We start from the raw sequence: 22,804 nt of genomic DNA, 5'->3' as shown, positions 1-22,804 counted from the left end.
GGTGCGCCGCGACACCCCGGACAGGGGGCCGCGGCGCACCGGTGGGGCCATTCGGCGGTAGCCGTGATGACGTGCGACGATGTGCGGCATGTCGCAGCAGTCCCCCGATCGGAGCACCGCCCCGCCGTCCGCACGCCCCGACGCCTCCATGTCGCTGCTGAACAACGTGATGGACCACAGCCTCGACGACGGGTACGCGGAGGCCTCGGCGCGGCGCAAGGCCGACGGGAGCGCGGGGCTGCCCCGGACGCTCCAGTCGAAGCTCGGCCTCGCGGCCGGACTGGTGGTGGCCGCCCTGGTGGTCACCCTCGGTGCCGCGGAGGCGCGGATCTCGGCTCCGGTCGTGGCCAAGGAGCGCGAAGAGCTGATCGACCGCATCAACGCCGAGACGGAGGCCGCGGACACCCTGGAGTCGAATGTCGACAAGCTCCGCGCCGATGTGAGCGAACGCCAGCGCAAGGCGCTCGAGCAGCACGGCGGGGACCAGGGGCAGCTGGTGGCCCTGCTGGCCGGGGCGACCCCGGTCGAGGGCCCCGGTGTGAAGCTGGTCGTCGACGACGCGAAGAACACCGACCAGGGAGGCGGCGGGCCCCGTGAGTCCTCGGGATTCGCCGACACCGGACGGGTGCGCGACCGGGACATGCAGCGCGTGGTCAATGGTCTGTGGGAGTCCGGCGCCGAGGCCATCGCCATCAATGGGCAAAGGTTGACGGCCCTGTCGGCCATCCGGGCCGCCGGCGACGCCATACTGGTCGACAACAGACCGCTCGTACCGCCGTACACGGTGCTCGCGGTGGGGGACGGGAAGAAGCTCGCGACCGCGTTCCAGGACAGCGCCGACGGCCAGTACCTGCAGGCGCTCAAGGAGAGCTTCGACATCCGCACCAGCATCTCCGACCAGGCGAAGGTCCAGCTTCCGGCAGCGCCGAGCCTGATCGTCCGTACAGCAGAGCCGAAGGCCGCCGGCAGTGGTGCGGCAGACACAGGGAAGGGCACATCGTGATCGCCGTACTGGGCCTCGTCGTGGGAGTCGTGGTCGGACTGTTGGTCCGGCCCGAGGTACCGGCGGTGGTCGAGCCCTACCTGCCGATCGCGGTGGTCGCCGCGCTCGACGCCGTGTTCGGCGGTCTGCGGGCCATGCTCGACGGCATTTTCGTCGACAAGGTCTTCGTGGTCTCCTTCCTCTCCAACGTCGTGGTGGCCGCGCTGATCGTCTTCCTGGGGGACAAGCTGGGCGTCGGCGCCCAGCTCTCCACGGGTGTGGTGGTCGTGCTGGGCATCCGGATCTTCTCCAACGCCGCCGCGATCCGCCGGCACGTCTTCCGGGCGTGAGGCCGATGAACAACGAGCCGATGAACAGCGACGAGAATCCCCGCAGCGAACAGCCCGGGGGCGGCGCGTACGCCGTCCCGGACGCCCCCGTGCCGCCGGACCCGGCCAAGGAGGCGACCGGCCGGCAGCGGCTCAAGGCGGGTCTGTGGCCACCGCGGCTGAGCCGGGCCCAACTGATCGTCGCCGTGCTGCTGTTCGGCCTCGGACTGGGGCTCGCCATCCAGGTGCGGTCCACCAGCGACGACAGCGCGCTGCGCGGCGCCCGGCAGGAGGACCTGGTCCGCATCCTCGACGAGGTCGACGACCGGACCCAGCGCCTGGAGGACGAGAAGCAGCGCCTGGACGACCAGCGCACCGAGCTGGAGAACAGCTCCGACCAGGCGGAGGAGGCCCGGAAACAGACGCTGGAGAAGGAACGCCAGCTCGGCATCCTCGCGGGCACCGTCGCGGCACAGGGCCCCGGCATCACCCTGACGATCACCGACCCCGCGCGCGCGGTCGCGCCCGACATGCTGCTGGACGCCATTCAGGAGCTGAGGGCGGCAGGGGCCGAGGCCATTCAGGTCAACGGGGTGCGGGTGGTGGCCAACACCTACTTCTCCGGGGACGCAGGGGACGTCCAGGTCGACGGAAAGAAGATCGAAGCACCGTACGAGTTCGCGGTGATCGGCAAGCCGCAGGATCTGGAGCCCGCCCTCAACATCCCCGGCGGTGTGGTCCAGACGCTGGAGAAGGAGCAGGCCACCGTGCTCGTGGAGCGGTCCGACGACATCGTCGTCGACGCCTTGCGACCGGCGCAGCGGCCTGACTACGCTCGGTCGTCCTCCCCGTGAGCGGGGCGAGCGCGGGGGCCGCTCGACCGGGTCGAACGGTTGCGGGGGGTCGCCGCACCGGATTGGTGGTGCGTGGTGGAAACTGTCGGGTGGATACGGACGTTGTGAAGATGTCCGGGTCGGCAGGTGTGTTCAATCAGGGTTCGTCCTGCCCCACGGGCGGGTCTATGTCGGTCAAGGGGAATCGCCCGTGAAGTTGTTTGCGAAGTTGTTCGGGAAGAGTGCACGCGAGGACAGCAACAGTGCTGCCCGCCACCGCGCTCCGCGCCACGCCCAGGGCGAGGAGCAGGAGGCGGAGCGTCCGCTCTTCCGCGACGAGGTGTCCGGAGCCCCGGGGGGTGACGGCGTGTCGTCTGTTGACCCTGCCGGTGCCGGGCGCATAGGTTTCGGCGCACCATCAGCCTCGAGCACGGGTGGAGGGTTCACCCCGGAGGGCTCGTCGATGCCGGTCTGTACGAGGTGCGGTCACCGCAACGCGGAGGCCAGCAAGTTCTGCTCCAACTGCGGTGCGCCGCTGCGGGGCGGCGTTCCCGAGCGTCCCTCGGAGACGACGTCCACGATCTCCATCTCCGGTCTCGAGGCGTACGAGGCGGAGGCGACCGGCCAGACCGCTCTGCCCTCGCTCTCCCCGGAGGCCCAGGCCGCGGTCGACGCCCTGCCCGCGGGCTCGGCACTGCTGGTCGTGCGGCGCGGTCCGAACTCCGGCAGCCGCTTCCTGCTCGACAGCGATCTGACCACGGCCGGCCGTCACCCGCAGAGCGACATCTTTCTCGATGACGTGACCGTGTCGCGGCGTCATGTGGAGTTCCGCAGGAGCCCGGAAGGTAGCTTCACAGTGGGCGATGTCGGCAGCCTCAACGGCACCTACGTCAACCGTGAGCGCATCGATTCGGTCCCGCTGTCCAACGGCGACGAAGTCCAGATCGGGAAGTACCGCCTGGTCTTCTACGCGAGCCCGCGGGGAGTGTGACCAGCCCCGGACCTCGTCCGGGGGGACCCCCAGGAAGGCCCATGCTGCGAACACCGACAGGCGGTGCCGGTCACGGCACCGCCACCGCGGAAGCGCGACCGATGAGCATCGGAACGGTGCTCATCCAGCTGCGCGAGGAGTTTCCCGAAGTCACCATCTCCAAGATCCGGTTCCTGGAGGCCGAGGGGCTCATCGAGCCGCAGCGCACTCCTTCCGGATACCGGAAGTTCGCCCCGCGTGATGTGGAGCGCCTGGCCCAGGTGCTCCGCATGCAGCGGGATCACTATCTGCCACTGAAGGTCATCCGGGAGCACCTGGACGCGCTGGCCCGGGGGGAGCAGCCCGTGCTGCCCTCGCCGGGTGCGCAGCGCGACCTCACCGACGGGGTGTGGGAGGTCGGCCCCGGTGGGCCGACCGCCGCCCGGATCGGGCGGGCGGAGCTGCTCGCTGCCGCCGAGGTCGACGAGGAGCGGCTGACCGAGTGGGAGTCCTACGGGCTCATCGTCCCGTCCCCGGACGGCGGCTACGACGCCGAGATGGTGACCGTCGCCAGGCTGGTGGCGGATCTGGGTCGTTTCGGTCTGGAACCACGTCATCTTCGGGCCATGCGGGCCTCGGCCGACCGGGAGGCGGGCCTGGTGGAGCAGGTGGTCGCACCCTTGCGCCGGCACCGTAATCCGCAGACCAGAGCCCATGCCGAGGCCACCGCGAACGAGCTCGCCGAGCTGTCCGTCCGGCTGCACGCGGCGCTCGTGCAGAGCGCTCTGCGCACCCGTCTGCACTGACCTCGGCGGTGCCCGACTACCCAAACATGGCGAGCACGTCCTAGGGTTGCTGTGTGAACGAGCTCGACGTTGTCGGTGTCCGGGTGGAAATGCCCTCCAACCAACCGATCGTTCTCCTGCGTGAAGTGGGAGGCGACCGGTACCTCCCCATTTGGATCGGTCCGGGGGAGGCGACCGCGATTGCCTTCGCCCAGCAGGGCATGGCTCCCGCCAGGCCGCTGACCCATGACCTGTTCAAGGATGTGCTCGAGGCCGTGGGCCAGGAGCTCACCGAGGTCCGCATCACGGACCTGCGCGAAGGGGTCTTCTACGCGGAGCTCGTCTTCGCCAGCGGAGTCGAGGTGAGCGCGCGGCCCTCCGACGCCATAGCGCTCGCCCTGCGGACCGGCACGCCGATCTACGGCAGTGACGGCGTGCTGGACGATGCGGGCATCGCGATCCCCGACGAGCAGGAGGACGAGGTGGAGAAGTTCCGCGAATTCCTCGACCAGATCTCTCCGGAGGACTTCGGTACGAACAGCCAGTGACCGTCCCGCAAGGGGGGTGCCGTCAGCGCATCCGGCAAGCCTTTCCCGGAAACGAGACACGGGAAACCACCCTCAGGGTGATTATCACTCGGCGTGCCGAGTGTGGCGATCGTTGACGCACCCCGAGTGACTGCCTACCTTCGAGTGGGCAGGTCAAGGACGGAGGTCGGCGTGAGAAGCAGCGGCGACGGAGCGGCGGCGGGTGGGCCGTATCCGCAGCACGGCAGTGGAGCCGACCACGCCATCAGGCAGCCGGTTCAACCGGCGGCGGTGGCAGGGGGCGGCGAGGCAGTGGCGAGCGATGCCGGCGACATCGGCTATCGCGGACCGACGGCGTGCGCGGCGGCGGGGATCACCTACCGCCAGCTGGACTACTGGGCCCGTACGGGACTGGTCGAACCCAGTGTGCGCCCGGCCTACGGGTCGGGGACCCAGCGTCTCTACAGTTTCCGGGACGTGGTCCTCCTCAAGATCGTCAAGCGGTTCCTGGACACCGGGGTCGCGCTCCAGAACATCCGCACCACGGTCCAGCATCTGCGGGACCGCGGTTTCCAGGATCTCGAGCGTATGACGCTGATGAGCGACGGCGCCTCGGTCTACGAGTGCTCCTCGCCCGACGAGGTCGTCAGCCTGCTCCAGGGCGGGCAGGGGGTCTTCGGGATCGCCGTCGGCGTCGTCTGGCGGGACGTGGACGCGGCGCTCTCGCAGCTGCACGGCGAGCGGGTCGACACCGGCGAGACGCTCATCGGCCACAACCCCGCGGACGAGCTGGCCCGGCGGCGTAACCGAGCGGGCTGAGCGGCCCGGCGAGCAGTACGACGCGACAGAACGACGGACACGGGACGGTCCGGGGCCTCACGGGGTGCCGGACCGTCCCGTTGTCAGTGCCGTAGGGCAGCATCGACGGTGTGAGACCCGCGCCCACCATCCTTCACCTGGACATGGACGCCTTCTACGCGTCGGCGGAGCAGGCGGCCAAGCCGAGTCTGCGCGGCAAGGCGGTCGTGGTGGGCGGCCTCGGCCCGCGCGGAGTGGTCGCCACCGCCTCGTACGAGGCCCGGCGGCTGGGCGTGCACTCGGCGATGCCCACCGCGCAGGCCCGGCGGCTCGCGCCGAACGCGGCCTACCTGGTGCCCCGCTTCTCCCTGTACCGGACGGTGAGCGACCAGGTGATGGAGCTGCTGGGGCGGCTGTCTCCGCTGGTGGAGCCGCTCAGCCTGGACGAGGCCTTCGTGGACCTGGAGGCCGGCGGGACGGCGGACGACTCGGCCTCGGCCCGCGCCACGGGGGAGGGGCTGCGGGTGGCCATCCGCGCCGTGACCGGCCTGAGCGGGTCCGTCGGACTCGCGGGCTCCAAGATGCTCGCCAAGATCGCCTCGGAGCAGGCGAAGCCGGACGGACTCGTCCTCATCGAGCCGGGCACGGAGCGCGAGCTGCTCGCCCCCATGTCCGTTCGCATCCTGCCGGGGGTCGGCCCGGCCACCGGCGACCATCTCCGGCGTGCCGGGATGACCACTGTCCACGATCTGGCCGAGGCGGGCGAGGCGGAGCTCGTGCGGCTGATCGGCAAGGCCCACGGTCACGGGCTCTTCCGGATGGCGCTGGGCCTCGACGACCGGCCCGTGGTCGCCGAGCGGGACGCCAAGTCCGTATCGGTGGAGGACACCTTCGACGTGGACCTGCACGACCGGGTGCGGGTGCGCGCCGAGGTCGAGCGGCTGGCCGTGCGGTGCGTGGAGCGGCTGCGCGCCGCCGACCGGTCGGGCCGCACGGTGGTGCTGAAGGTGCGCCGCTACGACTTCTCCACGCTGACCCGCTCCGAGACGCTCAGAGGCCCCACGGACGACCCCACCGTGGTCCGCGAGGCGGCGGCGCGGCTGCTGGAGTCCGTCGACACCACGGGCGGCGTAAGGCTGCTGGGGGTCGGCGTCACGGGACTCGCCGACTACACCCAGGAGGACCTGTTCGCCCAGGCCGCCGACGCCCGGGAGCTCGCACAGCGGGCCCTGGAACACCACGCGCCGACCGCTGAGGGCGGTGAGGAGGAAGCCGTCCCGGAGCCCGAGGCGGACAGCGCCGAGCAGCTCGCCGCGCGCCGCTGGCCCGCCGGACACGACGTGCACCACGAGGAGCACGGGCACGGCTGGGTGCAGGGCAGCGGGATCGGCCGGGTCACCGTCCGGTTCGAGGAACCGTGGAGCGCGCCCGGCCGGGTCCTCACCTTCCGGATCGACGACCCGCAGCTGCGGCCCGCCGATCCGCTGCCGCTCGTCCGCGAGAGCCCCGACTACTCCTCCTGGCCCGCCAGCCTGCCGAAGTCCCGGTCCTCGGGCGCCGCGGCCTCCGGGGGCGGTGAGTCCAGCCCGTAGTGCCGGTAGAGCTGCAGCTCCTGCTCGGGCGACAGGTGCCGGCCGACGCCGAAGTCCGGCGCGCCCTTGATCAGCGCCCGGTCGAAGGGGACGCGCAGCGCGTCCTCGACGAACTCGCTGGGCTCCAGCGGGACGAAGGCGTCCCTGCTGAACAGGCCGGTGCGCACGGCCGCCCACTCGGGCACACCCGTCGCGTCGTCGAGATAGACCTCATCCACCGTTCCGATCTTGGTGCCCTTGCGATCGAAGGCCTTGCGGCCGATCAGGCGGCGCGGATCGATATCCGTCTGCACGGTGCCTCCCACTGGTCGCGGACTGCTCAAGGCGGTCCTGTCGCTCCACCAGCACCAGACAAATGCAGATCCGTGGTGTCGGCCACTCGAGAGCTCCGGCGCGGAGGCCGCTGGTACGCTGACAGTGGCTGCTGACCCCGTGCGGGAGAGTCCTCCGGTGGAGAATCCGGAGGCGCCGAAGGAGCAACTCCTCCCCGGAATCTCTCAGGCCCCCGTACCGCACGGACGAGGTCACTCTGGAAAGCAGGGCGGATCCGTGCGGGCGCAGGCCCGGGTGGACCCTGACCCTCACCGACGGTGAAAGCCGGCACGCCCCCCGGGCGGGCCGGTGAAGCTCTCAGGTTGAGATGACAGAGGGGGAGGCCGTTCGGGCACCCGCGCCGTGGTGCCCCTCGCAGGTCGTGACAGACCAGGAGGCCTCCACCATGACCCCCCGTCGCACTCCGCTCTCCCAGCTGGAGCAGGGCATTCCGTTCGAGCAGCGCCACATAGGGCCCGATGCCGAGGCCCAGGCGAAGATGCTCGCCCAGGTCGGCTACGGCTCCCTCGACGAGCTGACCGCCGCCGCGGTGCCCGACGTGATCAAGAGTGCGGAGGCCCTGAACCTTCCCTCGGCGCGCACCGAGGCGGAGGTCCTGGCCGAGCTGCGCTCGCTGGCCGACCGCAACGAAGTGCTGGCCCCGATGATCGGCCTCGGCTACTACGGCACCTTCACGCCGCCCGTCATCCTGCGCAACGTCATGGAGAACCCCGCGTGGTACACGGCCTACACGCCGTACCAGCCGGAGATCTCCCAGGGCCGGCTCGAAGCCCTCCTGAACTTCCAGACGATGGTCGCCGAGCTGACCGGGCTGCCCACCTCCGGCGCCTCCCTGCTCGACGAGGGCACCGCCGCCGCCGAGGCGATGGCCCTCGCCCGGCGCGTCGGCAAGGTCAAGAAGGGCGTCTTCCTGGTCGACGCCGACACCCTGCCGCAGACCGTCGCGGTCATCGAGACCCGCGCCGAGCCGACCGGCGTCGAGGTCGTCGTCGCGGACCTGAGCGACGGCATCCCCGCCGAGATCGCCGAGCGCGGCGTCTTCGGCGTCCTGCTCCAGTACCCGGGCGCCTCCGGTGCCGTGCGCGCCATCGAGCCCGTCATCGAGCAGGCCCACGAGCTGGGCGCGATCGTCACCGTCGCCGCCGACCTGCTGGCCCTCACGCTGCTCACCTCGCCCGGCGCGCTCGGCGCCGACATCGCGGTCGGTACCACCCAGCGCTTCGGTGTCCCGATGGGCTTCGGCGGCCCGCACGCCGGTTTCATGGCGGTCCGCGAGAAGTTCGCCCGCTCCCTGCCCGGCCGCCTCGTCGGCGTCTCCGTCGACGCCGACGGCAACAAGGCCTACCGTCTGGCCCTCCAGACCCGTGAGCAGCACATCCGCCGCGAGAAGGCCACCAGCAACATCTGCACCGCGCAGGTACTCCTCGCCGTGATGGCCGGGATGTACGCGGTCTACCACGGCCCCGAGGGGCTGCGGACGATCGCCCGCCGCACCCACCGCTACGCCGCGATCCTCGCCGACGGCCTGCGCACCGCCGGGGCCGACGTCGTGCACGGCGCGTTCTTCGACACCCTGACCGTCCGGGCCCCCGGCAAGGCCGCCGGAATCGTCGCCGACGCCCGCGAGCGCGGGGTCAACCTCCGCCTCGTCGACGCCGACCAGGTCTCCATCGCCTGCGACGAGACCACCACCCGCTCCCAGATCTCCGCCGTCTGGGCCGCCTTCGGCGCCGAGGGCGACATCGAGGCCCTGGACGCCACGGTCGCCGACACGCTGCCCGGCGCGCTGCTGCGCTCCGACGACATCCTGACCCACCCGGTCTTCCACCAGCACCGCTCCGAGACCGCGATGCTGCGCTACCTGCGCAAGCTCGCCGACCGCGACTACGCGCTCGACCGCGGCATGATCCCGCTCGGCTCCTGCACCATGAAGCTGAACGCGACCGCCGAGATGGAGTCGATCACCTGGCCCGAATTCGGCGCGCTGCATCCCTTCGCCCCGGCCGAGCAGGCGCAGGGCTTCCTCACCCTCATCCGTGAGCTGGAGGAGCGTCTCGCCGAGGTCACCGGCTACGACGCGGTGTCCATCCAGCCCAACGCCGGTTCCCAGGGCGAGTTCGCGGGTCTGCTGGCCGTCCGGGCGTACCACCGGGCCAACGGCGACGACCAGCGCACCGTCTGTCTCATCCCGTCCTCCGCGCACGGCACCAACGCCGCCAGCGCCGTCATGGCGGGCATGAAGGTCGTCGTGGTGAAGACCGCCGACGACGGCGAGGTCGACGTCGCGGACCTGCGCGCCAAGATCGAGCTGCACCGCGACGAGCTGGCCGTGCTCATGATCACCTACCCGTCCACGCACGGGGTGTTCGAGGAGCACGTCGCCGACATCTGCGGCGAGGTGCACGACGCGGGCGGCCAGGTGTACGTCGACGGCGCCAACCTCAACGCGCTGGTCGGGCTGGCCAAGCCGGGCAAGTTCGGCGGCGACGTCTCGCACCTGAACCTGCACAAGACCTTCTGCATCCCGCACGGCGGCGGCGGCCCCGGCGTCGGCCCGGTCGGCGTCCGCGCCCACCTCGCCCCGTACCTCCCCAACCATCCGCTCCAGCCCGCCGCGGGTCCGGAGACCGGTGTGGGCCCGATCTCGGCCGCCCCGTGGGGCTCCGCGGGCATTCTGCCGATCTCGTGGGCGTACGTCCGTCTGATGGGCGGCGAGGGCCTCAAGCGGGCCACGCAGGTCGCGGTACTGGCCGCGAACTACATCGCCAAGCGCCTGGAGCCGCACTTCCCGATCTTGTACAGCGGCCCGGCCGGACTGGTCGCGCACGAGTGCATCGTGGACCTGCGCCCGATCTCGAAGGCGACGGGCGTCTCCATCGACGATGTGGCCAAGCGCCTGATCGACTACGGCTTCCACTCGCCGACCATGTCGTTCCCGGTGGCCGGCACGCTGATGATCGAGCCGACGGAGAGCGAGGACCTCGCGGAGCTCGACCGGTTCTGCGACACCATGATCGCGATCCGCGCCGAGATCGAGAAGGTCGCGTCGGGGGAGTGGAGCGCGGACGACAACCCGCTGTCCAGCGCCCCGCACACCGCCGCCGCGCTCGGCGGTGACTGGGAGCACGGCTACAGCCGCGAGGAGGCCGTCTTCCCGGCCGGGGTGTCCGCCGCCGACAAGTACTGGCCGCCGGTCCGCCGCATCGACGGCGCCTTCGGCGACCGGAACCTGGTCTGCTCCTGCCCGCCGCTGGACGAGTACGACAACTGAATCAGCCTGTCGTGAGGCGTGCGCCGGGCGCGGCGCGCGCCGGACATGCGTGGGGGCCGGTGCGGAGATCTCTCCGGGCCGGCCCCGTTTTCCGTATGGCTTCTTCCGTACGGACGTTCTCAGGCGGCCTTCACCACGCGGCCGGATGCCAGCGGCCGGTGCGGGGCGATGATCTGTCCGTCGGGCAGCAGTTCGCCGGTGTCCTCGAAGAGCAGGACGCCGTTGCACAGGAGGCTCCATCCCTGTTCGGGGTGGTGGGCCGTCAGGCGGGCGGCCTCCCGGTCGGGCGAATCGGCGGTGGGGCAGGGTGGCTGGTGCTGGCACATGGATGGGTTCTTTCGCTGCGTTGAGTCGAGTGTCCTGCGGCTGGATGAGTCGTTCATGGCCGCCCCCGTATCAGTCGGTCCGGTCCCAGTGTTGCCCTACGGGGGAGAATCCGCAGGGATTTCGCTGCAGCACCCGTACTCCTCCCATGACGCATCACCCGCGCGGACGGTTCACCGCAACTGCACTGTCCCTTCGGGTGGTTCGGGGTGGCCGGATGGGACTAGTCCGAACGGGCAGCACAGTGCCCCCGCAGTGATCCCTCTCCGCCGCCCGTCGTGCGGGGGCGGATCGGGGTCGCCCCGGGGGCGCTGTGCCCGGGCCCTGCCGGCGTCGGTCAGGCCGAGCTGAGGAGCGGCCCCGGGGCCACCCGCAGCGAGATGACGGGCAGCAGATCGGCGACCCGGTGCGGGCGGTGGGCCGCGATGCCCGGCGGGGCCGGCGCCAGGGGCACCAGGACGTCCGTAGGCGCGAGCACCCCGCCGGAGGGATCGGCCTCGGTGTCGCCGTGCAGCCACAGGGTGAGCATGTACAGCTCCGGGATCGACAGCAGCCGCGCCTGGCAGCCGGGCGCCGAGGCCTCCGCCTGCCGGACGGCCAGCTCGGTCGAGGCGAGGTAGGGCCCCTCGAAGAAGTGCGAGAACGTCCAGCCGTCGGGGGTGAGCACGGTGTCCGCCGCGGCGACCGCGCGGCCCTCGCTCCGGATCAGGAAACGCCAGGCCGCCAGGCGGGTCAGCGGCGCCGTCCCGGTCGGAGCGATCCGGTCCAGCACATGCACGGGAAGCGGTAGTTCGGGGCTCAGCGGTCCCTGGACGGACCGGAGACCGGGGGTTCGGGCTTCGCGGACGGCGGTGGGAGAACCGAGGGCCGCGAGAACGCTGCGCAGGGCGGGCGCGGGAGCCGGGGGAACATGCAGCGGCATAGTGGGTCGCCTCTCACTTCGGAGACACGGTGGAGCGTGGGCGGGTGCAGACGGCGCTGTCGGCGTGCGGGCCAGAGGAGGCCGGTGACGGGCGAGTCGTATCAACGCTCTGCCTCGTTGAGCGGAGTTTATATGAAGCGTGTTCACACAGTGTTTCCGCTAGCAGTCGCGGATATGTCGCGCAAGGCTTCATCCGGCCTTCGAATCGCGGTATTCCTGCGGATTTCACCGGCTGCGGTCGATGGCGACCTGGCACCCTTCCGATGACACGGACGGCCGAAACTCGTCGGTGTTTTCACCACGCATGAACCAGCCGAAAATGCTCCGTGCCGCATGCCGTAGGAATGTGCCCCCGGTCTCCTGCAACCAGACTATCGGGTATCGGAGGCCCGTGGGGGCGTTACGGATCACTCTCGCTGGGCACTATCGATCGTGATGCGAGCGGCCTGGGCCGCGGGCCGCCCACTGGAGGAGGGACCCCTCGATGGGGGAGAAGGTCGTGGCGGGAGCCCTTGACCTGTCCGATCGACAGGCGTATCGGACGAAGCTCAACCGGTGCCTGGAGGGGCTGGGGAGGCTTCTGGAGGAGCGGAGGTTCGACCGTCCGCGGAATCTGATGGGGCTGGAGATAGAGCTGAATCTCGCGGGTTCCGACGGGATGCCCCGCATGATGAATCAGCAGGTGCTCCAGCGCATCGCGAGCCGGGATTTCCAGACCGAACTGGGGATGTTCAATCTCGAAGTGAATATCGTCCCGCACCGCCTCGGCGGCCGGGTATTCGATCAGCTCTCGGAGGAGTTGCGGACCGGCCTCGCCTATGCGCACCGGAAGGCGGGGGAGGTGGACGCGGGGATCGTGATGATCGGAATCCTGCCCACCCTGGGGGAGCACGACGTGGTGTCCGCAAATCTCTCGGACGTGGACCGCTACACCCTGCTCAACGATCAAATGGCGGCCGCCCGGGGGGAGGATTTCGCCCTGGATATCGAAGGCGTCGAGCGGCTGGTCTGTACCTCGCCCTCGATCGCCCCGGAGTCGGCCTGCACCTCGGTCCAGCTCCATCTCCAGGTGACGCCGGAGCGGTTCGCCGACGTCTGGAACGCCGCGCAGGCGATCACCGGCGTCCAGATCGCGCTGGGTGCCAACGCCCCGTTCCTGTTCGGCAAGGAGCTGTGGCGCGAGTCCCGGCCGCCGCTGTTCCAGCAGGCCACCGACGTACGGCCGCCGGAGCTGGCGAACCAGGGTGTACGCCCCAGGACCTGGTTCGGGGAGCGCTGGATCGGCTCCGCGCGCGAGCTGTTCGAGGAGAACCTGCGGTACTTCCCGCCGCTCCTGCCGATCTGCGACGACGAGGACCCCCTGGAGGTGCTGGACGAGGGAGGGGTGCCCGAGCTGGGCGAGCTGGTGCTGCACAACGGCACCGTCTACCGCTGGAACCGCCCGGTGTACGGGATCGCCGACGGCGTTCCCCATCTGCGGGTGGAGAACCGCGTCCTGCCCGCAGGGCCGACGGTCACCGACGTGATCGCCAACGCCGCGTTCTACTACGGGCTCGTGCGGGCACTCGCCGAGGAGTCCCGGCCGGTGTGGAGCCGGCTGCCGTTCGAGGCCGCGGAGGAGAATTTCACCGAGGCCTGCCGGCACGGCATCGAGGCCGAGATGCTCTGGCCCCGGTCCGGCCGCTCCGGCGGACTGGCCAGGATCCCCGCCGTACAGCTGGTTCTGGAGGAGCTGCTGCCGCTGGCCGCCGCCGGCCTGGAAGCCTGGCACATCGAACCCGCGGACCGGGACCACTATCTCGGCGTGATCGAGGAGCGGTGCAGGCGGCGCGTCAACGGGGCCTCCTGGCAGGTCGCCACGTACGACCGGGCCCTGGACGCCGGGCTCGGGCGGGAGGCGGCCCTCGCGGCCATGACGCGGCGCTACGCCGAGCTGATGCACGCCGGAGAGCCGGTGCACACCTGGCCGGTGGGGTTCCCGGCGCCCTGAGGCGCGGACGTACGCGAGGGAGTGACGGGACCTGCTCGCGGCCCGTCACTCCTGGGCGGCGCGGCCGGTGAGGGCGGTCATATCTGCGCGGCGCGGCGTGGCCGGTCAGGGCGGTCACTCCTGGGCTGCGCGGCCGTTCTGTCCCGCCGCCATGATGGCCTGGAGGATCACCGCCTGGATCTCCGCCGGGTCGCTGACCTCGTAGCCGTCGCCGCCGGTGACCCGGGCGATCTCGGCGACCTCGTCGCGGTCCGCGTCCGGGCCCACCGCGATCGCGATGACCGGGACGGGGCGCTCCGGGTCGACGAGCTCCTCCAGCTCCGTGACGAGCCCGCTCCGCGAGATGCCGTCCGTGTCCTGGTTGGAGCCGTCGGTGAGGATCACCAGTGCGTTGAACTTCCCCTTCACATACGTCGACCGGGCCTCCTTGTACGAGGCCAGCGTCGTGTCGTACAGCCCGGTCGCCCCGCCGGGCACCGGCTGGAGTCCCGCGAAGGCGGCGGTGAGCTTCTCCCGGTGTGTCCCGCCGTCCGCGGAGCGGTCGCCGAGCCGCTTCGTCTCCATGAGCCGCCGGTAGTCCTTCTGGCCGTCCAGCGTGGTGGCGAACTCCCACAGCCCGATCTCGTCGTCGGGCGTGAACTGGTCCAGCGCCTGGATCAGCGACTCCTTGGTGACGTCCATCCGGGACTGGTTCCGGCCCGGCACGAGCGTCGCCATGGAACCGGAGGCGTCGACCACCGTGGTCAGCCGTGCGCTCTGCACGGTGATCGTCCACATCCCGAGGGTCTCCCGGAGCTCCTCGGCCGAGGGCGCCTCGGCGGCCGGTTCCGCGTACGGCTGGGGCTTCCTGCCGCCGGCCGCCGCGACGAGGGACTCCTTCGCGCGGCCGTCACCGGCCCGGAAGCCGTGCTCGGCGAACGTGGCCTGAGCCTCCCGGTCGCCCAGCAGGTTCATGAAGCGCAGGGCCGCGCGGGACTCCGGGGTGCTCAGCCGCGCCTCGTTTACCAGCGTGTACGGGTAGTCCAGCAGCGGTGTGCCGTCTTCCGGGTAGAAGAGATCCAGCTTGCTGGCGCCGGTCGCCTCCGCGTTGTGCGTGAAGGCCGCCTGCTCGGAGAGCAGGACCGCCTGGTTGCGCTTCGGATTGCCCTCCTCGGCCCCGGACGTGCTCCGCGCCAGGGTCTCCAGCACCTGTGCGTCGCCGTCCGACATCCGCTCGGCGAGCACCTTCGCGGTCTGGGCGACCCGGGTGTCACTGTCCCCGCCCTGCCGCGCGGACGAGGCGCCGATGCCGGCGAGGGCCAGCAGCCCGGTGGCGCTGCGGGCCGGGTCCGCGGCGCCGAGGCGCACCCGGTCCGAGCCCAGCGCCCCGGCCACCAGCTCGGCCCAGGTGTACGTCTTACGGGGCCAGCCCAGGGCCCGCGAGGCGGAGGGAACCATGGCCAGGGCCACGGGGGAGGAGGCCACCGAGTCGGACGGGGAGACGGGGACGCCGTCGCCGAGCCCCTTGGCCCGCTCCAGCCACAGGTCGGAGTCGGGCAGCCAGACCTGGAAGCCGGGTTCCGTGTCCCCTGCCGCGAGGGCCTCGGCGACCTTGTGCGCGTCGCGGGCCAGCACCTCCACCACGAGGCAGCGGCCGTCGGCCTTCAGCTCGTCGGCGCGGGCCTGCTCGGCGATGGAACGTACGGCGGGGGCGATGTCCGGGGACGCGACCACGGACAGGTGTACCGCGGAGTCCTCGCAGGACTCGGAGAACGACAACAGACCGCCCTTGGCCGCGACAGCCGTTCCCGTCGCCACGGCGAGGACGAGCAGGGTGGCGACGGCGACCGTACGACGCCGACGCCGGGTGCTCAGGTGGCCCCGGCGTCCCTCCGCCGCGTGGCTGTCGGGCAAGCTATGACGTCCCATGTCGGTGGTACCCCTCCTTGAGGATCAAACAAGGAAAAAGGGGACCCGACCATCAGCGATGGTGGTCGTCCCCCGGCCTGTCGCGCATGATCTTCGTACCTGTATTCGAGACCCTAGCGGGACGGTCGGTGGGATGAGACGCGATTGCAGAACAAAAGGCAGGTGTGCAGGTGGAGGTCGGGCGCGTGGCTGATTCTTATCCCCAAGAGGCCGTGTCACGAAGGATCTTGCGGTCCGAGGTGGTGCTGGTCCTGGCGCTCTCCCTGGGCGCCAGCGCACTGTCGGCCCTCATCAGTTTTGTCGGATCCCTGACGAAACCGGGAGGATTGAAGGACCAGGCGGCGACGCTCAACGGCTCGTACGCTCCGGGCCGTCCATGGCTGGATCTGGCCTGGCAAATGTTCGGGATCGCAACGGCTCTGGTGCCGGTCGCACTGGTCGCGCATCTGTTGATCCGGGAGGGGGCGGGCCTGCGGGCCATCGGCTTCGACCGTACGAAGCCCTGGTTCGACCTCGGCCGGGGAACCCTGGTCGCGGCCGGTATCGGCAGCGCCGGCCTCGCCTTCTACCTCGTGGCCCGCGCCACCGGGTTCAACCTGACGGTCGTTCCCGAATCCCTGCCCGACGTCTGGTGGAAGTTCCCCGTACTGATCCTCTCGGCGATCCAGAACTCCGTGGTGGAGGAGGTCATCGTCGTCGGGTATCTGCTGCGCAGGCTCGGACAGTTGGGCTGGACGCCGATGGCCGCCATGGTGGCCAGCTCCGTCCTGCGCGGGTCCTACCACCTGTATCAGGGGATCGGCGGCTTCATCGGCAACGTGGTGATGGGCGTCGTCTTCGTGCTGCTCTACCGGCGCTGGGGCCGGGTGGGCCCGCTGGTCGTCGCGCACGCGCTCCTGGACATCGGGGCGTTCGTCGGGTACGCGCTGCTCGCGGGCCGGGTGGGCTGGCTGCCGACGCCTTAGGGGCCTGCTCCGGGTTTCAGAAGGTTCCGCGGTTCAGATGCTTCCCGGGTTCAGAAGGTGGTGAGCAGTTCGCCGTCGATCACGGTGACCGCGGTGCCCGTCAGGAGGGTGCGCTCGCCGCGCAGCGCGGTGCGGACCAGCCCCGAGCGGGCCGACGCCTGGAGCCCGGTGAGGTCGTCGCGGCCGAGGCGGGCCGACCAGAAGGGGGCCAGCGCGGTGTGGGCGCTGCCGGTGACCGGGTCCTCGTCGATGCCGACGCCCGGGAAGAAGCCGCGCGAGACGTAGTCGTAGCCCCGGGCGGGGTCCTCGGCCGCGGCGGTGGCGATGACGCCGCGCCGGGAGTGGGCCGCCAGGGCGGTGAAGTCCGGGGCGAGCGCCCGTACGGCCGCCTCGTCGCGGAGTTCGACGAGCAGGTCACCGACGTGCTCGCCGGTTCCGTGCACCGAGACGGGGTCGCCCCCGAGGGCGTCGGCGAGTCCGTACGGCACCGGCTCCTCGGACAGCGGGGCGGTGGGGAAGTCGAGGGTGAGGCTGCCGTCCAGGTGGGCGGTCGCGCTCAGGATCCCGCAGCGCGCGGTGAAGCGCACCGGGCCGGTGGCCAGGCCCGTGGTGTGCAGGACGTGGGCGGTGGCGAGCGTCGCGTGCCCGCACATGTCGACCTCGGCGACCGGGGTGAACCAGCGCAGCGCCCAGTCGGCCGTGCCGCCCGGCGGCAGCGGGTGGGCGAAGGCCGTCTCGGAGAGGTTGACCTCGGCGGCGATCTCCTGAAGGCGTTCGGCGGCCGGGAACGCACCGCCCTCCAGCAGGAGCACGCCGGCGGGGTTGCCGGAGAAGGGGCGGTCGGTGAACGCGTCGACGATGCGAATCCTCATACGCCGACCGTAGAGCGCCGGAACGGGGACCGGCCAAGGCCAATTCGCGGTGTCTGGCTCCTGGGATTCCGGCTGCTCCGAGACGGCCGGAGGCTCTTGGGCCTCACGCGGCTCCGAGACGGCCGGCGTCTCACAGGCAGGAGGTGCCGTCGTTGCGGTGGGGGAGGCCGGGCCGGGTGTCCAGCGACCAGGTGTGCGTACAGCGCGGGCACTGGAGGTGCAGGACCGGGCCGTTGTTGGCGATCAGATGGCGCCAGTGCTCGCCGCAGGAAGGCGTTCTCGCCCGACGGTCCGGCCCGGCTCGTGCCGGACCGTCGGACGAGGTCGCGTCAGGCGACGGCGGTGCCCTCCAGCTCGACCATCAGCCCGGGGATCGCCAGCCGCGTCACCCCGAGCATCGTGCTGGCCGGCGCCACCCCGGCCGCGCCCAGCCGTCCCGCCAGCATGCCGTAGTGCTGGAAGAGCAGACCGACGTCGGTCGTGTAGACGTTGAGCCGGACGAGGTTCGCGAGAGACATGCCGGCCTCGCTCAGGACGGCCTCCAGATTGTCGACGCTCAGCGCCAGCTGGGCCGCCATGTCACCGTCGTGCTGGGGCTTGCCGTCCTTGCCCGTAGCGGTCTGCCCCGCGATGTAGAGGGTCCGCGACTGTCCGGAGACGAGTTCGCCCTGGTTGAAGCCCAGGTCCACCGACCAGGTCACCGGGTTGACGGCGGTTCGGTCCACTGCCACTTCAGCTCCATTCGATTCGACCGAGAAGGTACGAGGGGAGCCTTCCAACAAATGATGACGCCCTTGGTCAGGTATTTCGTTAGGGTTCCCGCATGCGTGCCGACCGACTGGTCTCGCTGGTCCTGCTGTTGCGGCAGCGCGGCCGGCTGACCGCCGACACCCTGGCCCGCGAGCTGGAGGTGTCCACCCGCACGGTGCTGCGGGACATCGAGGCGCTGTCCTCGGCCGGCGTCCCGGTCTACGCCGAGCGCGGCCGGCACGGCGGGTTCGCGCTGCTGCCCGGCTTCCGGACCGAGCTCACCGGGCTGAACCACGACGAGGCCCTCGCCCTGCTGGCCGCCGGATCGGGGCGCGGGGAGCAGGTGTTCGGCCTCGGGGCGGCGCTCGCCTCGGCCATGCGGAAGGTGGTCGACGCGCTGCCCGAGAGCCATCAGGCCGCCGCGGGCGACGCGGCCCAGCGGTTCCTCGTCGACCCGGAGACCGATCTGCTCTCCCGCCGCACGGTCACCGACGAGGTGCCCGACACCACCATGCTGGCGGTCCGCCGCGCCGTGCTCGCCGGGCACAAGCTGCGTATCCACTACGCGCCCGCGGGCCGGGCGCCGCAGTGGCGCACGGTGGACCCGATCGGCCTGGTGACCGTACGGGACCGGGGCTATCTGCTGGCCACGCGATCCGGCGAGGACCGCACCTACCGGCTGTCGCGTGTGCTGGCGGCCGAGGAACTGCCCGATCCGGCGGAGCGGCCCGACCGCGTCGACCTGGACCGGATCTGGCGGGAACGTTCCGCGCGGTTCCTCTCCGACGACCACATCACCGCGCTGGTACGGGTGAGCCCGATGCGACGCGAGGAACTGCTGGGCACCGTCCGGGCCGTCCGCGCGGAGGGCCCGGAAGCGGACGGCTGGTCGCGCCTCGAGGTCACCTTCCAGGACGCGCGGCACGCCGAATGGGCGGTATGGCAGCTCGGCACGGACGCGGAAGTCCTGTCTCCGCAGTCCTTGCGTACCGCCCTGCGCGACCGCGCGGCCACGATCGTGGCCCGCTACCGGGGCGCGCCCTGAGAGAGGGGACTCACCGGGCCGTCTCCTGCGGGCCCGGTCTGCCCGGCCTGCCCGCAGGAGACGGTCCGCCCAATCACAGTCCGGGGATCCCGTTTCGCCGCAGGTGCAGTTCGGAGCGGACGAGTTCGAGGAGACGGCCGGTCCAGTTGCGGCCGCGACCGGCGTCGTCGCCCCAGAAGGTCGAGTCCATGTCGTCGTAGATCAGGGTGGCGTCGTCCGTCGCCAGCAGGATCTCGGCCAGCTCGGGATGCTGGTCGTACTTGGCGCGGAGCAGGCCGGTCATGACGGCGGTGCGGACGTGCTCCCAGCCCTCACGGCGGGGTGCCGCGGCCGCGAGCTCGCGTGCCGTGTGAGCGGTGTCCGCCGCGGTGATCGCGCTGCTGATCTCCGGCTGCGCGACCGACAGGGCCCAGTAGGCGTGGGCGACGGAGGGGTGGAGGACTTCCCCGACGGTGATGGGGGCGGGGTAGTCGTTGCGCAGTCCGCGGTGGCCGGGGTCGGCCTCCGGCTTGTCCGGATACGACTGGTAGAGCTGGATCGCGGGGGCGTGCGGGGTTGCCGGTCCGTCCGCCGGGACGCGTGTGTCGTACTCCCGCCTCCAGTGGGCGCGCTCCTCGAAGTACGCGAGGGCCCGGTCGTGGTCCTCCTGGGAGACCGGCGGGTCGCCCGGCAGATAGGTCCGGCCCCCGGGCCCTGCCACCAGGACCCGCAGCGGCCAGTCCTTGCTGTCCATGTCGCCCAGCGCGTAGCGGCGCTGGGAAGCCGGGACGGCGAGGAACGCGGCTTCCGCCGCGGCTCGGTTCTCCTCGGTCCGGTCCGCGAGGAAGACGTCGACGGCGGCCAGAGCGCGTCCGGTCGAGTCGGGCCGTTTGTTCAACTGATCGATGGTGTCGCGGACTTCGGCGATGACCAGCTCGGGGGTGAGCCGGCTCTGCGGCTCGCTGAACCTCCAGCTCGCCAGATGGTGTGCGGAGGCCTCGGCGCCGTCGGGGAGTGTGGTGGCCACCCAGCCGGTCCGCAGTTTCTCCTCGAACTCCTCGATCGTGACCAGGCCCCAGCAGTCGATGAGTCCGTCGGCGTAGATGAAGAGGTCGGTGAGGAAGTACCTGCCGTTGCGGATGAAGGCGTGCCGCCAGGTACCGGGTATGCGGACGCCGTCCGCGATGCGATAGGTGATCCGTCTGCCGATCATCCCGCGATTGTGTCGCAGCGGCCGCCGGGCGGACCTTGATTTTTTCTGTCAGGGGGCGGGGCGGGCAGCACGGGCGGTCCACGCCCCGACGGTCTTGTCATCCGATAGTTTCCGATATATCGTTGACGCATCGCGACAGATCAACGGTGGAAGGAGCGTAGCGATGCGTTCACACGGACATGGACACGAGCACGGGCCGGGGCACTGCGGGCCCGGTCATCACGGTCGAGGCGAGGGTGACGGCCGGCGAGCCGCTTTCGGGCCGTTCGGGCCGCCCTTCGGCGGCGGTCCCTTCGGGGGCGGTCCCTTCGGGGGCGGGCGCGGCCGGGGCGGCGGCGGTCGGGGGAGGGCGCGGCGCGGTGACGTGCGGGCGTCGATCCTGGCTCTGCTGAAGGACCGCCCGATGCACGGTTACGAGATGATCCAGGAGATCGGCGAGCGCAGCGGCGGGGCCTGGCGGCCCAGCCCGGGCTCCGTCTACCCGACGCTCCAGCTACTGGAGGACGAGGGCCTGATCGTCAGCGCCAGCGAGGGCGGCAAGAAGCTGTTCACGCTCACCGAATCCGGGCGGAGCGAGGCCGAGACCGGCCCCGAGGCTCCCTGGGAGGAGGCGGGGCGTGGTGTCGACTGGGAAGGCGTCAACGAGATCCGGCAGGCTGGGTTCGGTCTGATGGAGGCGTTCGGGCAGGTCTGGAAGACCGGCTCCGCCGATCAGCGGCAGAAGGCGCTGACCGTCATCAATGACGCGCGCAAGAAGCTCTACCTGATCCTCGCCGACGAGCACTGAGCCGTGCGCGGTTATGCGGCGCGGAAGGTATGCGGCGCGGCAGGTGGTACGTGAAGGGCCCCGCGGGAACGGATTCCCCCCGGGGCCCTTTGCGTACCGTTCAGGCGTGGGTCACGCGGTCGCGAGACCGTCGAGCTTCCGCAGCGACTCCTGGAGCGCCGCCGTCGCGGAGTCCGTGAGTTTGCCGCCCATCAGCGAGACCGCCGCGCCGGTGAACTCCCCGTCGATGCGTACCGTCGTGGCGTCGCCCTCCGGGGTCAGGGAGTACCGCATCGCCAGGTTGACCCCCATCGGGCCCTTGCCCCGGGTCGCCAGCAGGCGGCCCTGCTCCAGGGCGTCGACCGTCCAGGTCACCTCGGCGGGGAAGCCCATGAGCTTCATGTTCTCCTCGTAGGCGGCCCCGAGCTTCAGCTCGGCCGGCCCGCCCCCGGGGAAGCTGGTGTGAGTGGCGTTCCACTCCCCGTACGACCCGTAGTCCGTGAGGTGGTCCCAGACCTTCCCGGCGGGTGCCTCGATCCGTGCCTCGGCGCTGACTTCAGCCATGCGACCACCCCTGGTTCGTCCGGTATCGGTTCGCGGAACGTAGCGGGGGCCGCGCCAACATTCAATACTGATGAACCGTCAGATCTGCTGGGGCTGCCGGTGCCGCCAGATCACCGCGGCGTCGAAGCGGTCCGACGCGCGGGGATGGGGTCCGTCGTCGTGGCAGTGGAAGGCCGTCCAGAAGAGATCGGCGGGCAGGGCGTCGTCGGGTGCGTACACGCGGTAGACGTACTGCAGCCCGTCCTGGGCGAGCAGGGCGACCATCCAGAACACCCGTTCCTCCCCTCCCGTCCCCGCTCGTGCGCTGTGGCGTCTGGGACGTGCGCGCGGGGGTTCGCGGTTGCCAGGGGGGCGTGCGGTGCAAGGCGGCGCGCCCCGGGCGTCTCATGCTTGTGTCCCCTCGGGGCGATCTCATCCGCAAGGATGACGGATCGCACGGCCGTCCCCAACTTCGGTGGGATGCTCAATGGGTCGCTCCGGCGATGCATTCCGGCCCCGGGACTGATGGGGTAGAGAGGTGCAAAACCGGACGCCGCGGATCCTTGAGCAGCCCGCACCGAACCCCCCCGAACTCGATGCCCGTTTCACCGACGAACTGGCAGCGGTGCTGACCGGTGCGCGCAGGCGTGCGCTGCGGGACGGGGACCGCCAGATCGACACCGCCCACCTTCTGCACTCGCTGATCGAGGCGGACCCCGAGGTCCGTGAGGCCTTCGACGGCGGGCCGCAGCTCGCCAGGGTGCTCGGCTATCTCGTTCAGCGCAGCATCGGTTACGGGCTCCGTTGGCAGGGCTCCGTCGAGGACTCCGGTGCCGTTCCCGTGGTGCGCGACCCGGCCGCCGACGGCTGGTCGCCCTCCGCGCTGGCCGCGCTGGACGACGCGCTGTACCGCGCGGCGTCGCGCGGCGAGGACCGGGCCGCCGGTCTCGACCTGCTCGCCGCGCTGGCCGCCGACGCCGAGTCGCGCGCGGTGGAGGTGCTCGCCCGTGGAGGCGTGGACGCCCGGTGGCTGGCCGACCGCGTCGCGGGGGTGCTCGCGGCCGAGGAGTCGCGGCGCGGCTGAGGTTTCGTGGTGCTCGCCCCCGA

General features: G+C 71.1%; 23 protein-coding genes and 1 riboswitch. Of the genes, 14 read left to right on the top strand and 9 right to left on the bottom strand.

The window, feature by feature from the left end:
* Nucleotides 1–88: 88 nt before the first annotated feature.
* From WQO_RS04705 to WQO_RS04670, 8 genes are all read left to right on the top strand, one after another.
* A complete protein-coding gene (locus tag WQO_RS04705) occupies nucleotides 89–1,003 on the top strand; it encodes a DUF881 domain-containing protein (protein WP_079055526.1) in 915 nt (304 codons plus the stop codon).
* Nucleotides 1,000–1,332, top strand: coding sequence for a small basic family protein (locus WQO_RS04700; RefSeq protein ID WP_003970459.1), 333 nt, complete (start codon nucleotides 1,000–1,002; stop codon nucleotides 1,330–1,332). The genes WQO_RS04705 and WQO_RS04700 overlap by 4 nt, the downstream gene beginning before the upstream one ends.
* Nucleotides 1,333–1,352: 20 nt before the next feature.
* Nucleotides 1,353–2,165, top strand: coding sequence for a DUF881 domain-containing protein (locus tag WQO_RS04695; RefSeq protein WP_029182450.1), 813 nt, complete (start codon nucleotides 1,353–1,355; stop codon nucleotides 2,163–2,165).
* A 190-nt stretch (nucleotides 2,166–2,355) separates the two neighbouring features.
* Complete coding sequence (locus WQO_RS04690) at nucleotides 2,356–3,135, top strand: FHA domain-containing protein (protein ID WP_029182451.1); 780 nt, start codon at nucleotides 2,356–2,358, stop codon at nucleotides 3,133–3,135.
* Nucleotides 3,136–3,176: 41 nt separating this feature from the next.
* The gene (gene ftsR / locus WQO_RS04685) at nucleotides 3,177–3,920 is read left to right on the top strand and encodes a transcriptional regulator FtsR (RefSeq protein ID WP_010062201.1); all 744 of its coding nucleotides are present in this window, start codon (nucleotides 3,177–3,179) and stop codon (nucleotides 3,918–3,920) included.
* A gap of 53 nt (nucleotides 3,921–3,973) precedes the next feature.
* Nucleotides 3,974–4,447: a bifunctional nuclease family protein gene (locus tag WQO_RS04680; protein ID WP_006123076.1), complete on the top strand. Its 474-nt coding sequence runs from the start codon at nucleotides 3,974–3,976 to the stop codon at nucleotides 4,445–4,447.
* A 171-nt stretch (nucleotides 4,448–4,618) separates the two neighbouring features.
* Complete coding sequence (locus WQO_RS04675) at nucleotides 4,619–5,245, top strand: MerR family transcriptional regulator (RefSeq protein WP_029182452.1); 627 nt, start codon at nucleotides 4,619–4,621, stop codon at nucleotides 5,243–5,245.
* Nucleotides 5,246–5,355: 110 nt separating this feature from the next.
* Nucleotides 5,356–6,816, top strand: a complete 1,461-nt coding sequence (locus WQO_RS04670; RefSeq protein WP_010062203.1) for a DNA polymerase IV — start codon at nucleotides 5,356–5,358, stop codon at nucleotides 6,814–6,816.
* On the opposite strand, the gene WQO_RS04665 is transcribed toward WQO_RS04670, so the two are convergent.
* Nucleotides 6,735–7,109, bottom strand: coding sequence for a PRC-barrel domain-containing protein (locus tag WQO_RS04665; RefSeq protein ID WP_032748890.1), 375 nt, complete (start codon nucleotides 7,107–7,109; stop codon nucleotides 6,735–6,737). The two genes, WQO_RS04670 and WQO_RS04665, sit on opposite strands and share 82 nt — an antisense overlap.
* 132 nt (nucleotides 7,110–7,241) lie before the next feature.
* Nucleotides 7,242–7,339: riboswitch (glycine riboswitch) on the top strand.
* Between the two features lie 195 nt (nucleotides 7,340–7,534).
* Between WQO_RS04665 and gcvP the strand changes: the two genes are divergently transcribed.
* Nucleotides 7,535–10,420, top strand: a complete 2,886-nt coding sequence (gene gcvP, locus WQO_RS04660; protein ID WP_010062206.1) for an aminomethyl-transferring glycine dehydrogenase — start codon at nucleotides 7,535–7,537, stop codon at nucleotides 10,418–10,420.
* Nucleotides 10,421–10,539: 119 nt separating this feature from the next.
* Here the strand turns inward: gcvP and WQO_RS04655 are convergent, their stop codons facing one another.
* Nucleotides 10,540–10,746 carry a DUF5999 family protein gene (locus WQO_RS04655; protein WP_010062208.1) on the bottom strand — a complete coding sequence of 69 codons (207 nt, stop codon included), beginning with the start codon at nucleotides 10,744–10,746 and terminating at the stop codon, nucleotides 10,540–10,542.
* A gap of 335 nt (nucleotides 10,747–11,081) precedes the next feature.
* Nucleotides 11,082–11,666 carry a hypothetical protein gene (locus WQO_RS04650; protein WP_010062209.1) on the bottom strand — a complete coding sequence of 195 codons (585 nt, stop codon included), beginning with the start codon at nucleotides 11,664–11,666 and terminating at the stop codon, nucleotides 11,082–11,084.
* 484 nt (nucleotides 11,667–12,150) lie between these two features.
* Between WQO_RS04650 and WQO_RS04645 the strand changes: the two genes are divergently transcribed.
* Complete coding sequence (locus WQO_RS04645; protein ID WP_010062210.1) at nucleotides 12,151–13,656, top strand: glutamate-cysteine ligase family protein; 1,506 nt, start codon at nucleotides 12,151–12,153, stop codon at nucleotides 13,654–13,656.
* Nucleotides 13,657–13,770: 114 nt separating this feature from the next.
* Here the strand turns inward: WQO_RS04645 and WQO_RS04640 are convergent, their stop codons facing one another.
* Nucleotides 13,771–15,564 carry a substrate-binding and VWA domain-containing protein gene (locus WQO_RS04640; protein WP_193407167.1) on the bottom strand — a complete coding sequence of 598 codons (1,794 nt, stop codon included), beginning with the start codon at nucleotides 15,562–15,564 and terminating at the stop codon, nucleotides 13,771–13,773.
* 164 nt (nucleotides 15,565–15,728) lie between these two features.
* Between WQO_RS04640 and WQO_RS04635 the strand changes: the two genes are divergently transcribed.
* Nucleotides 15,729–16,529, top strand: coding sequence for a CPBP family intramembrane glutamic endopeptidase (locus WQO_RS04635; protein WP_079055525.1), 801 nt, complete (start codon nucleotides 15,729–15,731; stop codon nucleotides 16,527–16,529).
* A 50-nt stretch (nucleotides 16,530–16,579) separates the two neighbouring features.
* On the opposite strand, the gene WQO_RS04630 is transcribed toward WQO_RS04635, so the two are convergent.
* Nucleotides 16,580–17,401, bottom strand: a complete 822-nt coding sequence (locus WQO_RS04630) for a PhzF family phenazine biosynthesis protein (RefSeq protein ID WP_010062213.1) — start codon at nucleotides 17,399–17,401, stop codon at nucleotides 16,580–16,582.
* Between the two features lie 329 nt (nucleotides 17,402–17,730).
* Nucleotides 17,731–18,126 (bottom strand): RidA family protein, encoded by a 396-nt coding sequence (locus WQO_RS04625; protein WP_010062214.1) that lies wholly within the window; start codon nucleotides 18,124–18,126, stop codon nucleotides 17,731–17,733.
* Nucleotides 18,127–18,224: 98 nt separating this feature from the next.
* Here WQO_RS04625 and WQO_RS04620 point away from each other — a divergent pair, with 98 nt between their 5' ends.
* A complete protein-coding gene (locus WQO_RS04620; RefSeq protein ID WP_010062216.1) occupies nucleotides 18,225–19,196 on the top strand; it encodes a helix-turn-helix transcriptional regulator in 972 nt (323 codons plus the stop codon).
* A 73-nt stretch (nucleotides 19,197–19,269) separates the two neighbouring features.
* Here the strand turns inward: WQO_RS04620 and WQO_RS04615 are convergent, their stop codons facing one another.
* Nucleotides 19,270–20,388 carry an NADAR family protein gene (locus WQO_RS04615; RefSeq protein WP_058953873.1) on the bottom strand — a complete coding sequence of 373 codons (1,119 nt, stop codon included), beginning with the start codon at nucleotides 20,386–20,388 and terminating at the stop codon, nucleotides 19,270–19,272.
* A gap of 163 nt (nucleotides 20,389–20,551) precedes the next feature.
* Here WQO_RS04615 and WQO_RS04610 point away from each other — a divergent pair, with 163 nt between their 5' ends.
* Complete coding sequence (locus WQO_RS04610) at nucleotides 20,552–21,175, top strand: PadR family transcriptional regulator (protein WP_079055524.1); 624 nt, start codon at nucleotides 20,552–20,554, stop codon at nucleotides 21,173–21,175.
* 111 nt (nucleotides 21,176–21,286) lie between these two features.
* Here the strand turns inward: WQO_RS04610 and WQO_RS04605 are convergent, their stop codons facing one another.
* Together WQO_RS04605 and WQO_RS04600 are read right to left on the bottom strand one after the other, a co-directional pair.
* On the bottom strand, nucleotides 21,287–21,718 hold the full coding sequence (locus WQO_RS04605; protein ID WP_010062221.1) for a type II toxin-antitoxin system Rv0910 family toxin: 432 nt from the start codon (nucleotides 21,716–21,718) through the stop codon (nucleotides 21,287–21,289).
* A gap of 78 nt (nucleotides 21,719–21,796) precedes the next feature.
* Entirely contained in the window at nucleotides 21,797–21,991 is a 195-nt protein-coding gene (locus tag WQO_RS04600) for a hypothetical protein (protein ID WP_010062222.1), read from the bottom strand.
* Nucleotides 21,992–22,235: 244 nt separating this feature from the next.
* Between WQO_RS04600 and WQO_RS04595 the strand changes: the two genes are divergently transcribed.
* Entirely contained in the window at nucleotides 22,236–22,781 is a 546-nt protein-coding gene (locus WQO_RS04595; RefSeq protein WP_010062223.1) for a Clp protease N-terminal domain-containing protein, read from the top strand.
* Nucleotides 22,782–22,804 lie beyond the last annotated feature (23 nt).

This window comes from Streptomyces globisporus C-1027 (assembly GCF_000261345.2).
In the GTDB taxonomy this organism is placed as follows: domain Bacteria; phylum Actinomycetota; class Actinomycetes; order Streptomycetales; family Streptomycetaceae; genus Streptomyces; species Streptomyces pakalii.
Note: the sequence above shows the minus strand (reverse complement) of the source record. Positions and strands in the feature narration are given on the sequence as shown.

Excerpts from the sequence above, each read along its gene's own strand:
- WQO_RS04650 (WP_010062209.1), bottom strand. The coding sequence starts at position 11,666 with ATGCCGCTGCATGTTCCCCCGGCTCCCGCGCCCGCCCTGCGCAGCGTT.
- WQO_RS04640 (WP_193407167.1), bottom strand. The coding sequence starts at position 15,564 with ATGGGACGTCATAGCTTGCCCGACAGCCACGCGGCGGAGGGACGCCGG.
- WQO_RS04615 (WP_058953873.1), bottom strand. The coding sequence starts at position 20,388 with ATGATCGGCAGACGGATCACCTATCGCATCGCGGACGGCGTCCGCATA.
- WQO_RS04695 (WP_029182450.1), top strand. The coding sequence starts at position 1,353 with ATGAACAGCGACGAGAATCCCCGCAGCGAACAGCCCGGGGGCGGCGCG.
- WQO_RS04630 (WP_010062213.1), bottom strand. The coding sequence starts at position 17,401 with ATGAGGATTCGCATCGTCGACGCGTTCACCGACCGCCCCTTCTCCGGC.
- WQO_RS04605 (WP_010062221.1), bottom strand. The coding sequence starts at position 21,718 with ATGGCTGAAGTCAGCGCCGAGGCACGGATCGAGGCACCCGCCGGGAAG.
- WQO_RS04705 (WP_079055526.1), top strand. The coding sequence starts at position 89 with ATGTCGCAGCAGTCCCCCGATCGGAGCACCGCCCCGCCGTCCGCACGC.
- WQO_RS04655 (WP_010062208.1), bottom strand. The coding sequence starts at position 10,746 with ATGTGCCAGCACCAGCCACCCTGCCCCACCGCCGATTCGCCCGACCGG.
- WQO_RS04645 (WP_010062210.1), top strand. The coding sequence starts at position 12,151 with ATGGGGGAGAAGGTCGTGGCGGGAGCCCTTGACCTGTCCGATCGACAG.
- WQO_RS04610 (WP_079055524.1), top strand. The coding sequence starts at position 20,552 with ATGCGTTCACACGGACATGGACACGAGCACGGGCCGGGGCACTGCGGG.
- gcvP (WP_010062206.1), top strand. The coding sequence starts at position 7,535 with ATGACCCCCCGTCGCACTCCGCTCTCCCAGCTGGAGCAGGGCATTCCG.
- ftsR (WP_010062201.1), top strand. The coding sequence starts at position 3,177 with ATGCTGCGAACACCGACAGGCGGTGCCGGTCACGGCACCGCCACCGCG.
- WQO_RS04620 (WP_010062216.1), top strand. The coding sequence starts at position 18,225 with ATGCGTGCCGACCGACTGGTCTCGCTGGTCCTGCTGTTGCGGCAGCGC.